Raw genomic sequence first — 18119 nt, forward strand, 5'->3', positions numbered from 1 at the left:
GGGAAAGACGCGACGACATCCACGAAGCCCTCCTCGGCCTCGCCACCTGCCTCATCACCCACCGACACGTCCAACGCCTTTGTTAGGACCTCTAAGGCTGCCGCGGTCAGCACCGCTATGGCGGCGCTTGCGGCCGGTGTTGTCCGGGCACGCCGAAACGGCATGCCGAAGGCACGCGTGTGCATGGCTTCCCCCCACAGGAAGACAGACCCCGGCAACCCCAGTGGTCACCAGGCGCCGACAACCTGTCACAGGAATCGCACACGTCTCCGCGCCGTGCCCCCCATCCGAACCGGCATTCGGGCAGGAATCCGCCCTTCCCCTTCAGGCGGGCGAAGAGGACGAATAGGGTGATATCCGGCATGCTCGCCCGTATCAGCGACACGCTGAAACATTCGGCGCCCGAAATGAAGGCCGGAAAGCAAAGACGCGGACGCGCCACCCTGGCCGAGCCCACCCTCGGTCGCGTTGGTAGCCCTCTATGGCAGAGTCGGAGCACCCCCGCGTCGGCGGGGAGCACAGGTAGTTCGTCACAACGTAGGTCGTCGCGGTCGGAACACCCCCGCGTCGGCGGGGAGCACCGCGTCGGCCGTGCCCGCACCCCCGTGATGCGCGGAACACCCCGGCGTCGGCGGGGAGCACCTAGCGGTGGGGGAGCTGGACCTCCTCGACGGCGGAACACCCCCGCGTCGGCGGGGAGGACGACCGTGTCGGGCGTGTTCGGCCGGGCGAGTGCGGAACACCCCCGCGTCGGCGGGGAGGACCCGCTTGGCATGGCCCCACGCCCATTCGCGGGCGGAACACCCCCGCGGGCGCGGGGATGGTCCCCATCCGTCCGACGTTCTGGGCGGCCTGACGGTCCGCTTGTTCTCCCCGCCGACGCGGGGGTGTTCCGCTGTGGCGTTGGGAGCTGAGATCGACCGCCCAGCCGTCGTCCGCATCGAGGTCGACCGGCAGTTCCCAACGATCGAGACCCTGATCCGGCTCGCCGCTGTGATCGGCGTACCGCTGCGCGACCTTGTTGGTTGAGCGACCGTCCCCAACCGGGGGGCGGCCGCTGGGCCCGTGCCCGGACAGCCGGCCGTCCGGGTCCGGGGGATCAGTTCGACTTGCGTGGATGCGGGTGGCGTCGGATGTGGATGTTGCAGTCCGTGACTCGGGCCAAGTCGTGCGCCGCTCGCGCTGGCGGGCCAGGTCCTGACACGGCAGACAGCACGCCAACGGCTCTGGCTCGGCGAGAGGGAAACCAACGGCCACCAGATCGTCCACCGCGATGGATTGGTTTATCGCCGCCCCTCCCGGACGAGGCGGTACAGCCACAGGCCGACCGGGCAGCGGCCGGCCTCGTCCACGCACTGCTCGCAGCTGCCGCAGTGGGTGAACAGCCCGTTGTGGGCCTGGGTGCCGGCGCAGGTTCGGCAGGCGCGGGGGAACAGGCGAATGCCGATGAGCGACATCGAGCCAGCCATGGGGAGGTGGACCTCGCCGAGGTCGACGGCGGTCTCGATGTTCAGCGGGTCTGCACACCACACGCAGTCCGCGCCCCGCGTCTGGTCGTCCGTGAGCGTGTCCAGCTCCGGCAGGCTCAGGATGTCGAGGAGGGTCTCGCGGAGGTCGTCAGGGAGGCAGTTGATCGGGTTGCTCAACTCCACGGGCCGAGCTGTACCGGGTGTCATGTCGGCGCTCCTCGCAGCGTCCGGCCATACCCCGGGAGGCCGCCCGCCTCGCCGGGGTTCTGTCGTCCCTGCCGACGCTAGGAGGACGCTGTGCAGCTAGGCCAGCGATGTGCACTTCTGTGCGCAGGTTCAGTCTTCAGCGGTCATGGCCAGGCTGGGCCTCTTGACCAGTGCCGCCAGGCAGGTGAGCGTGACGCACAGTCCTGCACAACTTGCTGCCGGAGGTTGCCGTGCCGCTGACGTTCATCGGAATCGACCCCACACCGGGGATCACGAGAGCCCGACCGTGTGGGTTGACCAGGAGAAGCTGGAAATCGTCTTCCAGGGCTGGAAGCCCGGCCCCGAACTCGAGGCCGAGTGCGCGGCGTTCAAAGTGCCCGGCCACGCGGCCGGGATTCCCGAGAACGAGGCCGTGGTCCGTATCCCCGCCAGGATGGTGCACATGATCAGGGAGGCGTGCGATGCCGTCGAACGTGCCGCAGTCGTTCACTGACCTGCTGGCAGGCGCCACCCGTACCGCCGTGCACCTGGAGATGCGCGACAGCTACGCCGTCGACTACGAGGCCGGACCGTTCGCCGAGTGGCGCCGCGGCTTCCGCCACGACCCCGCCGACCGGGCCTCTTGGTGGAGGCCGTGGCTGGACCTGGTGCAGGAGACGGTCGCGCGGGGCGTCGTCATCCGCCGGGCGCGCATCGTGTCGGAGCCGGTCACCGACTACACCCGGTACCTGTACGACACGACCTTTACGAACGTCGCCGCTGGAGAGCTGGTGCGCTGGCTGCCCCGTCGACGCGCATCGGACCTCTGTCTGCCTGGCAACGATTTCTGGCTGCTCGACGGTCAGGTGGTGAGGTGGAACCACTTCGCCGGCGACGGCCGCAGCCTGGGCGGTGAAGTCACCGACAACCCGGCTGCCGCGAAACTGTGCGCGGAGGCCTTCGAGGCAGTGTGGTCACGGGCGGTGCCGCACGACCAGTACGAGATCCACTGATCAGCACTCACCGACAGGCCAGCTCATGCCCACCTCTCCGTCCTCGTCGGCGCAGGCCGCGCGCAAAGTCGTCGCTCAGCGACTGCGCGACATGCGCCGGCGCTCGGGCCTGACGGTCGCCGAGCTGGCCGCCCGGTGCGGCTGGCACCACGCCAAGACGTCCAGGATCGAGAACGCGCGCACGGCACCCAGCGCGACGGATATCCGCCTGTGGTGTCGCGCCTGCGAGGCCGAGGGCCTGGTCGACGACCTGATCGCCCAGTCCCTGCACGCCGAGTCCATGTACACCGAGTGGCGCACCGAAATGCGCAACGGGCTCAAGGCCTTGCAGGGCAGCGACTCCCGCCTCTTCCAGGACACCCGCCTCTTCCGTGTCTACTCGTCTTCCCTCGTCCCTGGCCTGCTCCAGACCGAGGGCTACGCTGCCGGGGTCCTCGGGATCAGCGCGTCCTTCCGTGACCTTCCGGTGGACGACAGCGCCGCAGCGGCCCGGGCCAGGGTCGACCGCTCCCTGATCATCCGCCAGCCAGGGCGGACGTTCGTCTTCGTGGTTGAGGAGGCGGCGCTGCACTACCAAATCTGTGACGCGGACTCCATGGCGGCCCAACTGGGCTACCTCCTCACCGCGGGTGCGCTGCCGCAGGTGTCCCTCGGTGTCGTTCCCATGGCCACGCCGCAGCGCAGGCAGTGGCCCCGTGAGACCTTCCACGTGTACGACGACCGGCTGGTCTCCGTCGAGCTGGTCTCCGCCAGGGTCAGAATCACCCAACCGTCAGAGATCCGCCTGTACACCAGAGCCTTCGAGGACCTACGGGGTATGGCCGTCTACGGTGCCGACGCCCGGACCCTGATCCTCCGCGCAATCGAAGCCATGCACTGACCCGGCCATGACGAAGGCCCCTCCTCCCCGCCGACGCGGGGGTGTTCCGACCGCCCACAAGCTGATGCGCCTCACCCAGGAGTCCTCCCCGCCGACCTGGGGTGTTCCGGCGGAGGCCGAGCGGCGGAGGGCCCGGCGCCGTCCTCCCTGCGGCTCGGGGGTTTCCGATGGTCGCCGGTCTCAATGAGGCCGTCGTCGTCCCCGCGCCCGCGGGATGGTCCCGTCGGCGAGCCTGCGTGTGGTGCGGCAGAGCATGCTCCCCGCACCCGCACCCGCACCCGCACCCGCACCCGCACCCGCGAGGAATGATGGTCCGATCACCGAGCGCGCCAGGGAAACGACGCGAGGCGGATGGCCGGTGCCGTTACTGACTTCGGCTCGTCAGGGTGAGGTTGGGTCGTGGAGGGTCAGGTCGGTGCCGGCTATGAAGCCGTCGAGGGTGCCGGGCCGGTATTGAAGGCGTTTGAGCCGGTTCCTGACGAGCCGAAGTCAGTAATCGGCGCCCTTGTCCGAGGACACTTGCCAGCAGCGGCGATCGGACATCCCTTGGTCGTACAACCAAAGGCCGCTCCTATGAATCCCACTTCTCGTACGACTGTCCATGGGGCGGTCACGCGTCTAAAAGGGGATGCAGTGAGCAGTGTTCGAAAGTCCCGCTTGGCGGCCGCGACCGCGGCGGTGGCCGCGATGACGGGCGGTCTTATCTCGAGTGCCAGTTCGCCGGCGTCGGCGGCGAACTGCACCAAGAATGCCTATACCCGTCAGTTCTTCGCGAACACCTCCTTCTCCGGCACGCCGAAGCGCACGGATTGTGACACCGCGATCAGCGAGAACTGGGGCACCAGCTCCCCCGGCGTCTCCGGCATCGCCACGAACAACTTCGGCGTCCGCTGGCAGGTCACCCGCGACTTCGGCTCCGGCGGACCCTTCACGTTCACCGCCTCCGGCCAGGACGGCATCCGCGTGTACCTCGACGGCACACGCAAGATCGACCTCTGGAAGAACGGGTCCAGCACCGTCTCCCGGACCGTGAACCTGACCATCCCCCGCGGCACCCACACCCTGCGCATCGACTACGTCAACTGGACCGGCGCCGCCGCCGTCAAGTTCGCCTACACCCCCCGTACCGACGCATCCGTGGACCGTGTCGCGCCCCTCACGCCCACCGGGTTGTCGATAGCCCATGACGCCGGCACCAGACGGAACTTCCTGCGCTGGTCGGCGAACAAGGAGATGGACCTCGCCGGTTACCGCGTCTACCGCCGCACCCCCGACCAGACGTCCTTCGGCAGTCCCGTCGCCACGGTCACCGGCACGACCTTCACCGACACCACCGCCGGGGGCACCACCCACCTCTACGAGGTCCGCGCCGTCGACAAGTCCGGCAACGTGTCCGTCGGGACGTCTGACGTCTCAGTCACCGGGAACCCGACCTTCCTGCGCCAGTTCTTCGCCAACACCTCCTTCTCCGGCACGCCGAAGCGCACGGACACCGACACCGCGATCAGCGAGAACTGGGGCACCAGCTCCCCCGGCGTCTCCGGCATCGCCACGAACAACTTCGGCGTCCGCTGGCAGGTCACCCGCGACTTCGGCTCCGGCGGACCCTTCACGTTCACCGCCTCCGGCCAGGACGGCATCCGCGTGTACCTCGACGGCACACGCAAGATCGACCTCTGGAAGAACGGGTCCAGCACCGTCTCCCGGACCGTGAACCTGACCATCCCCCGCGGCACCCACACCCTGCGCATCGACTACGTCAACTGGACCGGCGCCGCCGCCGTCAAGTTCGCCTACACCCCCCGTACCGACGCATCCGTGGACCGTGTCGCGCCGCTCACGCCCACCGCGGCAAAGGTTGTATACGACAAGGGCACCGACTCCGCCACCTTCTCCTGGGCGCCCAACAAGGAGATGGACCTCGCCTACTACTGGGTCTACCGGCAGACCGCAGTCGGTGACTGGGTTCCCAAGGTCCTGACCGACAAGACCACCTGGACCGACACCGGACTGGCCCGCGACGGCAAGCCCATCCGCTACTCCATCGCCGTCACCGACCACGCCGGGAACCGCTCCGAGAGCACCCCCGTTCTGACGGTCAACCCGATCGACACCGTCACGCCGACGGCGCCCGTGATCGCCGTGTCCCACATGCAGAACACCCCCAGCTCGCTGAAGATCAACTGGGACGCCCGGACCGAGGAGGAGATGAGGACCGGCGGCACCATGAGCATCTACCGCTCCACCGGCGACATTCTCGGCGACAGCCCCGAACTCATCGCCACCACGTCGATGGAAGAGTCGCCGCGCTCGGTCTACGTGTACGTGGACGAACTGCCGGCGTTCGACGGCACCACCTACACCTACGGCGCCGTGGTGACCGACGCCGCCGGCAACGCGTCCCCGATGTCCGCGCCGGATTCGGTGACTCCCGAGAGCGTTCCCCCGGCCCCGCTCACTGGCCTGACCGCCACGCCCCGCGCCGACGGCGTCCTGCTCAGCTGGGACGCCCCCGCCGAGAGCGGCGTTCGCTACAGCGCCACCCGGGTCGTACGGCGACCGGACGGCAGCACCGGTTACAACAGCACCGGGTGCGCCGACGCCGTCGACCCCAGCAGGCCCACCGCCCTGCCGAACGCGATGCTGTGCGCCGGACCGGCGGACGGCGAGACGGTGACCTTCCTCGTCGTGGCGGTCGACGAGTGGGCCAACCACATCGCCCTCGACCAGGCCCCCACCGTCACCACCACCGAACTCGACAACAGGCCCGACGACGCCCGCGGCGACGACACCGGCCCGCTCACGGTCCTCGACACCGCCAACATGGCCGGTACCGGCGGCCGCCTGGAGTGGTCCTGCTCCGACGAGACGGCCTGCGCCGGCATCACCACGTACCGCGTGGAGAGCTGGAACGCGACCACCAGGGCATACGAAAAGGTCGCCTCCGTCACGGCGGTACCGGGCCGCATCCACCGCGCATACGTGCCCATGCAGCTCGGCCAGACGTCGTACTTCCGGATCACCGGCCTCCTCGCCGACGGTACATCGGCCGCCGTGGTCCACGCCTCGGCGGCCAGGGGCGCCTTCGTGTGAGCCCCAGGGAACCGTGGTGACGACTCCACGACGGTGGCACGAGTTCTGACGAGGGGATCAGCAGGACTCTCCGTCTGCGATCGGGAGGTGCACACGCCGCTGACGGCCCTGTCCTCCCGAAGCTGCCACGAAGTGACAAGTAGCTCTCTGTAGCGGATCTGGGGTCTGCTTGTCAGAGTTTTGGATCTTCTGGGCTCATCGAGGGACCTACTCGGCGAGGTTGGTCCGGTCATGACGACCGGAAGGAGCCTGGGGTGCGGCAGGAGTGGGAGCCGGAGGACCTGATCGAGGTCTGGACGCTGCTGGAGGAGGACCAGGAGCGGCTGCGGAACAAGTCGGGGGCGAACCGGTTGGGGTTCGCGCTGTTGCTGAAGTTCTTCGAGGTTGAGGCCCGGTTCCCGGAGGACGCTGGGGAGATTCCGGTGCCGGCGGTGTCCTACGTCGCTCAGCAGGTGAAGGTGCCCGCGGAGGAGTGGGCCGCGTACGACTGGTCGGGGCGGGCGATCAAGCGGCACCGGACGGAGATCCGGGGCGCGTTCGGCTTCCGTGAGTGCACCAAGGAGGACCAGGCCCAGCTCGCCGAGTGGCTGGCGGTCGAGCTGTGCGGGGTGGAGCTGAACCAGGACCGGCTCGCGGAGGCGGTGGTGGCCCGCTGCCGCAACGACCGGCTGGAGCCGCCGACGCCCGGGCGTATCGCCCGGCTGGTGGGCTCGGCGGTCAGCACCTTCGAGGAGCGGTTCTGCGCGGCCACCGTGGGCCGGCTGTCAGCGGCGACTCGGTCCCGGCTGGACGACCTGATCGCCGAGGACGCCGGAGCGGATGAGGAGAGCGCGGGCGGTGGGGGCACGTTCTTCACCGAGCTGAAGGCGGACCCGGGCGCGTTGGGGCTGGACAGCCTGCTGGCGGAGGTGAACAAGCTCCAGCGGGTGCGCGGGCTCCAGTTGCCGCCGGAGCTGTTCGGGGACGTGTCGGAGAAGCTGGTGGCGGCCTGGCGGGCACGGGCGGCGAAGGAGTATCCCTCGGACCTGCGGGCAGCAGCGGGGCCGGTGCGGTACACGCTGCTGTCGACGCTGTGCCACGTGCGGGAGACGGAGATCACCGGCTCGCTGGTGGAGCTTTTCATCCAGCTCGTGCAGAAGATCAACACGCGGGCGGAGAAGAAGGTCGAGGGCGAGTTCAACAAGGAGCTCAAGCGGGTCCGCGGCAAGGAGGGTATCCTGCTGCGGCTCGCGGAAGCGGCGGTCGCGGAGCCGGGCGGCACGGTCCGCAAGGTGATCTATCCGGTGGCCGGGGAGTCCACCTTGAAGGCCCTGGCGGCGGAAGCCGCGGCGAATGAGGCGCGCTACCGGGCCCGGGTGCGGACGGTGCTGCGCTCGTCGTACTCCAACCACTGGCGGCGGATGCTCTCGCCACTGCTGAACGCGCTGGAGCTGAAGTGCAACAACACCGCCTACCGGCCGGTGATGGACGCGATCGACCTGCTCAAGCGGTACCTGGATCAGCCCATCGCCAAGGAAGGGGCGTTCTTCGACGAGGCGGAGAAGATCCCACTCGCGGGGGTGGTGCGCGAGGAGTGGCGCAAGGCGGTCGTGGACGAGCGCGGCCGGGTCGAGCGCATCCCGTACGAGCTGTGCGTGCTCGTGGCGCTGCGGGACGCCCTGCGGCGCCGGGAGATCTGGGTGCCGGTGGCGGACCGATGGCGGAACCCGGAGGACGATCTGCCGCCGGACTTCGAGGACAACCGCGATGTGCACTACGACGCGATCCGCCAACCGCAGGACCCGGAAAAGTTCATCGAGACCCTCCAGAAGCGGCTGCGGGAGGCCCTGACCCGCTTCGACACCGCGCTGGCGCTGGGCACCACGAGCGGGGTGGACATCGTCAAGCGGCACGGTGAGCCGTGGATCAAGGTTTCGCCGCCGGGCAAGCAGGAGGAGCCGGAGAACCTTGTCGCGCTGAAGGCGGAGATCGAGCGCCGCTGGGGCACCATCGACCTGATCGACATCCTCAAGGAGGCCGAGTTCGCCACCGGCTTCACCGGCGAGTTCACCTCGGTCGCCACCAGGGAGGCGGTACCGAAAGCGGTGCTGCGGCGCCGGCTGCTGCTAGTGCTGTTCGCGCTGGGCACGAACATGGGCATCAAGCGGGTCGCGGTCACCGGCAAGCACGGCGAGAGCGAGGCCGTCCTGCGCCGCGTACGGCACCTGTTCGTCAACCGGACCAACCTGCGCGCGGCGCTGGTGCGGCTGGTCAACGCCACCTTCTCCGCCCGCGATCAGGCGTGGTGGGGCGAGGGCACCGCCTGTGCGAGCGACTCCAAGAAGTTCGGCTCCTGGTCCTCGAACTTCATGACCGAGTGGCACCAGCGGTACCGCGGCCCCGGAGTGATGATCTACTGGCACGTCGAGAAGAAGTCGCTCTGCGTCTACAGCCAGCTCAAGTCCTGCTCGGCCTCCGAGGTCGCCGCGATGATCGAGGGCGTGCTGCGGCACTGCACGGACGTGGAGATCGACCGGCAGTACACCGACACGCACGGCGCCTCCATCGTCGGGTTCGCCTTCGCCCACATGCTCGGCTTCAACCTGCTCCCCAGGCTGAAGAACGTCGGCTCCGCGCGCCTGTACCGGCCGGCGGCCGGACAGGACGAGAAGTGGCCCAACCTGGCGCCGGTGCTGTCGACCAAGACGATCGACTGGGACCTGATCCGCCAGCAGTACGACCAGATCGTGAAGTACACCACCGCCCTGCGCCTGGGCACCGCCGAGGCCGAGCAGGTCCTGCGGCGCTTCACCCGCGGCGGACCCAAGCATCCGACGTACCGGGCGATCGAGGAACTGGGCCGGGCGGTACGCACGGCGTTCATCTGCGACTACCTTGCCGACGCGGACCTGCGGCGCGAGATCAACGACGGCCTCCAGGTCGTGGAGAACTGGAACTCCGCCAACCACGACCTGTTCTACGGCAAGGACGGCGACCTGACCGGCTCCGACAAAGAGTCCCAGGAGGTCTCCATGCTCGCCCTGCACTTGCTCCAGTCGGCATTGGTACACGTCAACACCCTGCTCCTCCAGGACATCCTGAGCGAGGAGAAGTGGCAAAACCGGCTCACGGACGCGGACCGGCGGGCCCTGTCCCCGCTGTTCTGGACCCACATCAACCCCTACGGCCGATTCGAGTTGGACATGAACAACCGGCTTGGCCTGGCCCTCGGGGCGGCCGTTCCCGGCCCCCGCACTGCACCCGACACGGAGACTGTCAAGCCAGCGGCGTACCCTGCGGGCCGCGTCGGCATCATGAGGAGCATGGACGACATGCGTTAGGTCCTCAGCGAGGACGAGATCAATGAGCTGCTCAACTGCGACCGCGGCACTGGATGGGGCCCGGACGACAAATACAAGTGGGTGCGCTGAATATCCCGGACGCCTGGGCGGGGCCGTACGCAGCCCGCCCGGGCCACTGGAGCACGTGCGGCGCCACGTCAGGAGAGGTCACCTGACGTGGCGCGGGTGCGGTTGTCCATCCGGGTGGTGAAGCCGCTCGCGATGTCGCGGGTGAGCAGGAGCAGCGGTTCGGGCACCCGGACACCTTTACTGGATCCGGGCAGCTCCGGCTCGCCACCTCACAAGGAAGGTGGCGACAGCCCACTCCGCAGACTGCCCTGAAACAATCACCGGTTTCTACGAAACCCGGGCAGCCCAAGCAGCCCACTCAGTCTGCTTTTGGTCTCCAGAATGGTGCGGCACGGCGGGCGGAATGCGCCGCGAGGAGGCCGATGGCCACAGCGGCCAGGGAGAAGCCAGTGGCTGCGGTAGCCAGGACTGGCCAGGAAAATCTGCCCTCACGCAGGGAGATGACGAAAAACAGTGAGTGCCAGTTGGTGATGAAGGTCGCGAGGGCGGTCGCGGTCAGCAGCGGCACAGTCAGGTACCACAGGGCGATCGTACGAAAGACCTGGTCGTTGCCGGTCAGAACGCTCAATGGTGCCAGCCCCGCCCTGATGCGTACGAACTCTGCGGCGGCGCTGATCAGCCCCGCCACGAGCAGCAGTGCCAGGCCGGTGCCGCCGAAGAGGAAGAGCCAGTTGTTAAGATTGTTCTTCTGTTGGGCGCCGATCACCCAGGTTTCTCCAGGCGTGTCGACGTTGATACCAGGGTGGGCAGCGTAGGCGGCTTTCTCGATCTCGGCACGGTGTCCGGGTTCATCGGTGGTGACGATGAGGGACCCGTTGATCTGGCTGACGGGCAATTCGCCGTTGACGGCCCGGACAGTGAGGTTGCCTGCGTAGGGGCGGGCCAGTTCTTCCAGCCGGGGATCGCGCGTGGTGACCTGCTGTGCGGTGGCCGGGCAGGGCAGGCGCAGGGACTTCAGGTCGGGGCAGGCTCCCGCCAGGTCGATGCGAGGATGGTCGCCTTCAGGGTGGGTGGTCGCGACCAGGAGATGCGTTCCGTCGGGAAGGTTGCGTGAGAAGTTCTTGACGGCGCCGGAGGTGAGGGCGCTGCTGTGGACGGTGTAAAGGGTGTCGCCGACGCGTTGGGTGATCCGCTGTGCGGCGGCGGCGCTGTCTCCCAGGCGGCTGTTCCAGACCTGTAGGTGGCTGATGAGGCCGATGCCGATGATGAAGACCACGGAGAGACGCACCAGGACGCCCGGGTGCGCTGCGGTCCAGCGGCCTGCGACAAGCCGTCCGGGATTCCCGTTGCGGTAGCCGCTGGCAGCGATGCGTTTGCCGTTGGCGATGGATAGCTGGGCGATCACTGAGGGCAGCGTGGCCCACATCAGGACGGTGCCAGCCAGGAAGATAGCGACGTCCGGGCCCTTGGGGGCGTACTGGCTGAAGGCGATCGCCAGGACGCCGACCACGCACAGGGCCAGGCGCCATTTCGGCAGCCGTGAAGTGGATGTGCTTGGCCGGGTGGCCGTCTTGGAGCGTTGCACCCGGTGCAGGATCACGACGAGCAGCAGGGTAAGGACCAGGGATACGGCGAGTGCGCCGATCAGTTCGGGCCAAGTGCGGCGCGTGTCGGCTGTGTTGATGATGTAGCCGGTGCCAGGCAGGCGGACATCGGTGGCCAGCAGCAGTGCGGCCGGGATGAGAGCGACGAGGGTTCCGGCTGCGGCCGGCACGAAGGCCTCCCCGATGTTGATCAAGGCTCGATGGGCCCAAGAGGCGCCCAGGGCGTTGATGAGCTGGCTTCGGCGGTCACGGGTCGCTGATCCGACGCGGGTGGCCACAACCAGCAATGCCAGGGCTGGTACGGCCATCAGGACGGCGATAGCACCGCCGGTTTCGACCGCTGTGTGAGGATAGGTCTCCTGGTTCATCGGGAAGAGTTGACCGAAGCCGGTGATGTACTGCCAGGACTCTGCTGTGGGGTCAGCCGGCGGGTGGGCCGGACGGACGTAGGCCATACGCTCGGAGGGGGACCTCAGCCCCTGCGAGTTGATGGTTCCCGCGTAGTGGCCGTAACGGTCAAGGCTGTCGTAGTCCTCAGCTGCCCGGGCCAGCTCCGGAGAGAAGAAAGCTTCGCCGGGGCGGGGCCAGCGGGAGAGCCCTGGTGGTGGAGGACTCTTGGGTGCGAGCGGCTCGATGTAGATGACGCCGTGTGGTGAGGTGCCGAAGGAATCGACGGCTTCCTTCCACAGGGCGGTGGCTTGTTGGGCGCTGCCGGTCACAATGGGCCCGCGGGCAGTGTCGCGCTGGGTACGCCCGTCGAACGTGGCGGTGGTGGTGGTAAACGCCAGGGCCGTCAGGGCCATGGCCGCCGAAGCTGCCATCAATGCCCAAAAGCGCAGTCGCGTGCCGGGCGTCGTTCGTGACGCAGCCAGACCGACTCTGAGGAGCTGGATCCACAGTCGTCCCGGGCGGCGGGTCTGGGCGGGGTGCGAGCCGGTCACGCTGGCGTTCCTCGGTGAGTGGGGACGAGAGTGCTCTCCTGCAACTGAAACGTATGCGTGGCGCGTTCGGCGATGGAGGGGTCATGGGTGACGACCAGGAGCGCACAATTGCGTTCGCGGCAGATTCGGAAGAGCTGGTCGGCAACGTTCTCACGCGCTTTGGGGTCGAGTGCACCAGTTGGTTCATCCGCCAGCAGCACTGGCGGCTGCGCGATCAGGGCCCGGGCCACTGCGGTGCGCTGGCGTTCTCCGCCGGAGAGCATCCCCGTAGGGGTGGTGCCGTGGGGAACATCGAGTTCATCCAGGAGCCGGGTGGCGGCGTCGTAGGCCTGGTGGTGGTCGGAGCCGTCCAGGAGCATAGGCAGTGCGACGTTCTCCACGGGCGTCAGTTCGGGAAGCAACTCGCCGAACTGGAAAACCATGCCGAGGTGTTTACGGCGGGCCTTGGCCAGGGCGCCGGGCAGCAGACCGGTCAGACGGTGCCCTCCAGCGGTGATCGTGCCGGAGTCGGGCTTGATCAGGCCGAGTACGCACATCAGGAGTGTGGACTTGCCTGACCCGCTGGGCCCCGTGATGGCCACGGACTCCCCTGGAGCCACGGTGAGGTCGACATTGTTGAGCAGTACGCGGTCTTCGACCTGATAGGTCAAGCCCTTTACCCGAAGGCCATCGCCCAGCGGCGGTGTGGGGGTCACAGCACGTCCGAATTCTTGAAGAAGGCAAGCTGAAGAGGAAACGGGTACCGCCGGGCAAACCGTGGTGCGGCTTACCCGGCGGACGGTGGCGGTGAGGCCAGGTTACGGGGCGACCCAACCCGAGCAGTCGTCCTCAGCCCAGTCGTTCTCGTCGCACGCCTTGAACTTGATGACCTTCGAGCCGTCACCCGAGATCACGCGAGTTCCGTAACCGCTGTGGTTCCACAGCGTGCGTTCGGTACCGGCGCTGTCCTGCCGGTAGTACAGGGCCTTGCCCGGGTCACCGTCGCTGCTGCCGTCGTAGACGGAGATGAGCCCGCTGTCGCTGTTCCACGGGCTGGTGGCAGTGACGCCACCGCCGGTGACGCTAAGCGCCATGGCACTGGTGGTGGGCACCGCGATGCCGATGGCCAGCGCTATGCCGGCTATCGCCTTGATCCTGCGCATGAGTGTTTCCCTCCCCTTGAGTCAACCGGTGCGGCTCTTGTGCTGCCCGAGATCACTGATTGATCATGCGTAGGTCAAAGGTTCTCCACAACAAGATCACGCATGAATGGCCAAATCGCGGCTGCGGAACCCAGCGGTCCGCATCAAATGGCTGGCTGACACGTGAAGCCATGTTGGTGCGTCACTACACGCCACCGTCGGGCGCCGTGGGCAGGGAGACAGCGAACCTGCACGCGAAGGAGTGGACCCCCTGAGGAGTTCTCGCAAACGGTCCTTTGCGCGAGCAAGATCAAACGTGAGCCGCCGGACTTGCGTCGATCCCGGATTCGCTCTCAGAACCCGTTCTCGCTCAAAAGTGGGACGGACCCCCTTCTGAAACTTGCATTGTGCGAAAATTCAGGCCCATGACGGCCCCTCAGCAGCCCTCGCTAACCGACCGGTCGGATGCGGACGACGTCGAACAGCACGCCTGTCCGAAGTGTGACGCCCAGCCCGGCTCGCCGTGCCGCTCGCGCGGCGGCGCGGTCGCCTCCGCCTACCACACCCGCCGCTTCACCCTGGTGTCCCGGCTGAAGAAGGCACTGCGGGTACCGACCCCGGCCGACCGCGGTCCGGGCCGGCCGTGGCGGCCGGGTACCCCGCCGCCCGCGCCGATCGACCCGGACCTGCCGAGCGCGGACATCCGCATCGGCTACGCCCACGGCTCGACCCTCGGGCAGGAACTCGACTCCCAGCTCGACGCGCTCGCCAAGCACGGCATCCCGAGGGACAAGATCTTCAGCGAGAAGATCAGCACTCGCATCCGCGTACGGCCCAAGTTCGAGGAGGCGCTGTGGACCGCGCGGGAGGTCAAGACGCACGCTCCGCACTGCCGGGTCATCTTCACCGTGTACGAGATGAAGCGCCTCGGCCGCGACGCCGCCGAACTCACCGCGCTCGCCGACCACCTCACCGCCCACGGCCTGGTCCTGGAGATGCTCGCCGGGCCCCTGCCCGGCATCTACGACCCCACCGGCCCCGGCAAGCTGCTGTTCGCGTTCTTCGCCGCAATGGCGGAGACCGAGCGGGAGAACATCCGCGAGTCCACACTCGAAGGGCTCGACACCGCAGCACGCAAGGGCAAGCACGGCGGCCGGCCACCGGTCATCACCGACGACATGCTCCACACCGTGCTGCGGCGCCGCGCGGGCGGCGAGCCCGTCGAGCAGATCCAGCCCGACCTGATCATCCCCACCGGCAAGCGCAAGGGGCAGAGCCCATCGGTGGCCAGCATCTACCGGGCGCTCGCCGAGCATGCCAAGCGCGAGGCGTACCCAGAAGCCGTCGAGCAGGCTCACGCCGACTTCGCTACCCTCACCGGCCCCGAAGTGCCAGAACCCCGTACGGAAACCAAGGCCATAACGACACCCTGAGTTACTTGTCACTTCGTGGCAGCTTCGGGAGAGCAGGGCCCTGACGCAGGGAACTGGCGGGACTGTCCTGGGCCTGCGGGCGAGATGCCAGCTTCTGCACAGTGCACGCAGTGGCGGCTGCCACTGTTGAGCCAGCCACCACCCGATTGCGTTAACGGTCCTCACGTTCGCCCGTCACGAGAATAGGGGATCTACGAGCCCCTACTGGAGTGGCGGATCATAAGAAAAGTCAGCACGGAGGCTGAGGGAAAGCCCACGGCGGCGAGCGCGAGGGGGACTACTTCTCCGGTCTGCAGTCCATAGACAAGAACAATCGCAGAAACCACGAACCCGACGATCACGAATGCCACGAGTTTCGTCTTATCACTCATCTGTCCACCCCGGTCCCGTCTGAATGAGTTGCTGACCTGGCTGCCGGTCTTGATGCCCTGGAGATGGGCGTGGAGTCGTTGGTGCGTCGCTGCGGTGGTAGGCGGCATCCAGTCCTCCACCGCAGCGACTACATGCACGTTCAGCAGCCCGAAGGCCTTGCCGTTAGCATTCCTGATCAGCCGTACGTGATCAGTTCCGCGTTCGCGTACCCGGCTGCACCGCCTACGACGCATCCGACACCGACCGCAGCAGCCGTACCCCAGGGCCCGAAGGTGCTGGCAGCGGCAACGATCCCGGTCTCTGCCGCAGCACCGATGCCCGCTATAGAACCAGTGACCGCTCCCCATATGTCGTTGGTGCTCTCGAGGAAGTCACCAACGTCCGACAGGGAAAGAAGCCCGGTCGGGTCGATGCGGTTGACGGGGTCGCCTTCGGCGTAGAGGTAGGGGTTCTTCTCCTGGCCCGAGGGGTCGGGCTGGGTGAAGCGGCCGATGTTGGCGTCGTAGTAGCGGGCCTGGAAGTGGTAGAGGCCGGTGGGGTCCTGGTAGTGCGAAGCGGTGGGGCTGGGCGACCGGTTCGTATGACTGGGCGAGGAGGCGTACGCCGCGGGGGCTGTAGGTGTAGGTGTTGACCTTGTTGCCGTCCGCGTCCGCCAGGGCGACCACGCTGCCGATGGCGTCCGTGAGATAGAAGTACGTCTTACCCCCGGTCGTCATGGATACCACGCGTTTGACGCGGACTGCTTCACGATCTTCTTTTGTTCATGGAAGCCAAGCCTGCGAGGATAAATGAAGCACCCATGGAGACCGAAGTGAGCTTCGATAGCTCGGCGATGCCCCACGCTAGTGAGAGGATACAACCAGTAACTATGAGGAAGCCGCCCATAGTGCGCAACGTCCTATTTGCGTTTCTGTCGGGAGCGGGCAGCTACCGCCGCAATCGCCGCGACGGCCAGCGCAATGAATAATATGGGCAGCGCCCATCCTTCCGGTATCCATCGTCCCTTTCCCTCTGAGGCGACTTGGTGCAGAGCTGCTACAAACACATTTTTTCCTTCGTGTCGGAGGGGGAGCCGCTCGAAACGGCTCCCCCGAGGTGTCTGCTTATGACCACGCGTCCACGGTGGTGTCCTCTGCGAATGAACCCGCAGCTTCACCGGCAACCATGCATGGAACCGCTGCCGCACCTGCGTCGGTGGGTCCACCGACGTATGCAGCCGCACCGATGCACGTGACTTCAACCGACTTTCCTACGGCAAGCCCGAAGCCCATTCCAGCGGCCTTGCCCCATTCTCCTTCGAGGCCGGCATTCCATATCCGTCCTACTGTGTCGATGTCGTTCGCCACCCCAACCGCGTTCAACACAGAACCCGCGCTGAGGAGCCCATTGGGGTCGATGCGGTTGACGGGGACGCCTTTGGCGTGGAGGTAAAGGTTCTTCTTTTGGCCCGAAGGGCCGGGCTGGGTGAAGCGGCCGATGTTGGCGTCGTAGTAGCGGGCCTGGAAGTGGTAGAGGCCGGTGGGGTCCTGGTAGTGCGAAGCGGTAGGGCTGGGCGACCGGTTCGTATGACTGGGCGAGGATGCGCACGCTGCGGGGGCTGTAGGTGTAGGTGTTCACCCTGTTGCCGTCCGCGTCCGCCAGGGCGACCACGCTGCCGAAGGCGTCCGTGAAATAGAAGTACGTCCTGCCCCCGGTCGTCATGGAGTTCAGCGTGCCCCCGGGCTCGCGGGCAAATCCCATGTCGACACCGGCAGTTGTCTTCGCGGACAGGCCGAGGGCGCCGTTGTGGAAGAAGGTGTCACCGAGGCGGATGCGCTCGCTCTAGTCGGTGAGCCGTAGGTCCAGGTCGGGCCGGTGTGGCCGTTGCTGTGGAAGCCCGCGCCGCGCAGCAACCTGCTGGCCGCCGCCCCAGCTTACCGACCCTGCTCCCCGCACCCGCGGTGATGGTCCGCGGTTTCCACGTATGGGATGCGGGGGTGTTCCGTCTTCTCGACGGCTATTGGATTGGAATGGTTGCACTGTCATAGCACCGGCCCGGCGTGAGGAGGAGGGCCAGAGGACGGCCTTTGCCGTCGCAGGCGGGATGGACCTTGGTGGTCAGTCCGCCCCGGGATCGGCCGAGGGCGTGATCGTCCGGTTCGTCCTGCCGGTGTCTCCCCTTTTCGGCCGGTGACGGCGGCGTGCTGGTGGGCGCGGACGATGGTGGAGTCGATCTGGACCAGCCAGTCGATGTCCCCGGCGGCGTCGGCCTGGGCCTGGATCTGCTGCAGGGCCCGGGTGAACACGCCGTCGATCGCGGAGCGGCGGAAGCGGGGGTAGACCGTCTGCCAAGGCCCGCAGCGTTCCGGCAGGTCACGCCACGAGATGCCGGTGCGGATCTCGTAGACCATCCCGTTGATGACCTGCCGGTCCTCCACACGGGGCCGTCCCGTCGCGGCCCGCGGTATCAGCGGAGCGAGCAACTCCCATTCCTGATCGGTGAGTTCATGACGACGTACCACCCCACCATGATCCACCACATGATCATCTTTGAAGACGGACCCTAGTCTTCTGAGTCAGGATTTCTATTCAGATAGCTGGCGAGACGTTCGAGGATCTGGTCTGCGGGCTTGGTCCAGACGTAGGGTTTGGGGTCGGTGTTCCATGCGGCGATCCAG

13 protein-coding genes and 3 pseudogenes are annotated in these 18119 nt (G+C 67.2%); 7 read left to right on the plus strand and 9 right to left on the minus strand.

All coding sequences use genetic code 11. The annotated features are described in order from the left end of the window. Positions 1 to 185, minus strand: a 185-nt coding sequence (locus ACZ6KF_RS33135; RefSeq protein ID WP_469241893.1) for a hypothetical protein, incomplete at its 3' end; no start/stop codon positions are given. A 712-nt stretch (positions 186 to 897) separates the two neighbouring features. Here ACZ6KF_RS33135 and ACZ6KF_RS33140 point away from each other — a divergent pair. Beyond that, positions 898 to 1029, plus strand: coding sequence for a helix-turn-helix domain-containing protein (locus ACZ6KF_RS33140; RefSeq protein ID WP_469160688.1), 132 nt, complete (start codon positions 898 to 900; stop codon positions 1027 to 1029). A gap of 254 nt (positions 1030 to 1283) precedes the next feature. Here the strand turns inward: ACZ6KF_RS33140 and ACZ6KF_RS33145 are convergent, their stop codons facing one another. Beyond that, positions 1284 to 1676: a hypothetical protein gene (locus ACZ6KF_RS33145; RefSeq protein ID WP_469241895.1), complete on the minus strand. Its 393-nt coding sequence runs from the start codon at positions 1674 to 1676 to the stop codon at positions 1284 to 1286. 230 nt (positions 1677 to 1906) lie between these two features. On the opposite strand from ACZ6KF_RS33145, the pseudogene ACZ6KF_RS33150 reads away from it, so the two are divergent. The 3 genes and pseudogenes from ACZ6KF_RS33150 to ACZ6KF_RS33160 all read left to right on the plus strand — a co-directional run bounded on the left by ACZ6KF_RS33150 (position 1907) and on the right by ACZ6KF_RS33160 (position 3548). Further along, positions 1907 to 2169, plus strand: a pseudogene (locus ACZ6KF_RS33150) (hypothetical protein). Continuing rightward, the gene (locus ACZ6KF_RS33155) at positions 2138 to 2668 is read left to right on the plus strand and encodes a DUF6879 family protein (protein ID WP_469241897.1); all 531 of its coding nucleotides are present in this window, start codon (positions 2138 to 2140) and stop codon (positions 2666 to 2668) included. Before ACZ6KF_RS33150 ends, ACZ6KF_RS33155 begins: the two are co-directional and overlap by 32 nt. Before the next feature lie 25 nt (positions 2669 to 2693). Beyond that, complete coding sequence (locus tag ACZ6KF_RS33160) at positions 2694 to 3548, plus strand: helix-turn-helix domain-containing protein (RefSeq protein ID WP_469241899.1); 855 nt, start codon at positions 2694 to 2696, stop codon at positions 3546 to 3548. A gap of 381 nt (positions 3549 to 3929) precedes the next feature. On the opposite strand, the pseudogene ACZ6KF_RS33165 reads toward ACZ6KF_RS33160, so the two are convergent. Further along, positions 3930 to 4031: pseudogene (locus tag ACZ6KF_RS33165) on the minus strand (transposase); the annotation flags it as partial. A gap of 150 nt (positions 4032 to 4181) precedes the next feature. On the opposite strand from ACZ6KF_RS33165, the gene ACZ6KF_RS33170 reads away from it, so the two are divergent. Both ACZ6KF_RS33170 and ACZ6KF_RS33175 read left to right on the plus strand, forming a co-directional pair. After that, a complete protein-coding gene (locus ACZ6KF_RS33170) occupies positions 4182 to 6641 on the plus strand; it encodes a PA14 domain-containing protein (protein WP_469241901.1) in 2460 nt (819 codons plus the stop codon). A gap of 254 nt (positions 6642 to 6895) precedes the next feature. Next, complete coding sequence (locus ACZ6KF_RS33175) at positions 6896 to 9961, plus strand: Tn3 family transposase (RefSeq protein WP_469241903.1); 3066 nt, start codon at positions 6896 to 6898, stop codon at positions 9959 to 9961. A 388-nt stretch (positions 9962 to 10349) separates the two neighbouring features. Here the strand turns inward: ACZ6KF_RS33175 and ACZ6KF_RS33180 are convergent, their stop codons facing one another. The 3 genes from ACZ6KF_RS33180 to ACZ6KF_RS33190 all read right to left on the minus strand — a co-directional run bounded on the left by ACZ6KF_RS33180 (position 10350) and on the right by ACZ6KF_RS33190 (position 13678). Continuing rightward, positions 10350 to 12536: a permease gene (locus tag ACZ6KF_RS33180; RefSeq protein WP_469241905.1), complete on the minus strand. Its 2187-nt coding sequence runs from the start codon at positions 12534 to 12536 to the stop codon at positions 10350 to 10352. Next, entirely contained in the window at positions 12533 to 13186 is a 654-nt protein-coding gene (locus ACZ6KF_RS33185) for an ABC transporter ATP-binding protein (RefSeq protein ID WP_469160695.1), read from the minus strand. Before ACZ6KF_RS33185 ends, ACZ6KF_RS33180 begins: the two co-directional genes overlap by 4 nt. Positions 13187 to 13333: 147 nt before the next feature. Continuing rightward, positions 13334 to 13678, minus strand: coding sequence for a hypothetical protein (locus ACZ6KF_RS33190; protein ID WP_469160696.1), 345 nt, complete (start codon positions 13676 to 13678; stop codon positions 13334 to 13336). A gap of 404 nt (positions 13679 to 14082) precedes the next feature. Here ACZ6KF_RS33190 and ACZ6KF_RS33195 point away from each other — a divergent pair, with 404 nt between their 5' ends. Further along, the gene (locus ACZ6KF_RS33195) at positions 14083 to 15090 is read left to right on the plus strand and encodes a recombinase family protein (RefSeq protein WP_469241907.1); all 1008 of its coding nucleotides are present in this window, start codon (positions 14083 to 14085) and stop codon (positions 15088 to 15090) included. A gap of 547 nt (positions 15091 to 15637) precedes the next feature. On the opposite strand, the gene ACZ6KF_RS33200 is transcribed toward ACZ6KF_RS33195, so the two are convergent. The 3 genes and pseudogenes from ACZ6KF_RS33200 to ACZ6KF_RS33210 form a co-directional block, all read right to left on the minus strand. Beyond that, on the minus strand, positions 15638 to 16150 hold the full coding sequence (locus ACZ6KF_RS33200) for an RHS repeat-associated core domain-containing protein (protein WP_469241911.1): 513 nt from the start codon (positions 16148 to 16150) through the stop codon (positions 15638 to 15640). Positions 16151 to 16565: 415 nt separating this feature from the next. Then, positions 16566 to 17283: pseudogene (locus ACZ6KF_RS33205) on the minus strand (RHS repeat-associated core domain-containing protein); the annotation flags it as partial. A 200-nt stretch (positions 17284 to 17483) separates the two neighbouring features. Beyond that, positions 17484 to 17981: an IS5 family transposase gene (locus ACZ6KF_RS33210; RefSeq protein WP_469241909.1), complete on the minus strand. Its 498-nt coding sequence runs from the start codon at positions 17979 to 17981 to the stop codon at positions 17484 to 17486. Positions 17982 to 18119: the final 138 nt, after the last annotated feature.

This window comes from Streptomyces sp. NPDC046379 (assembly GCF_055587785.1).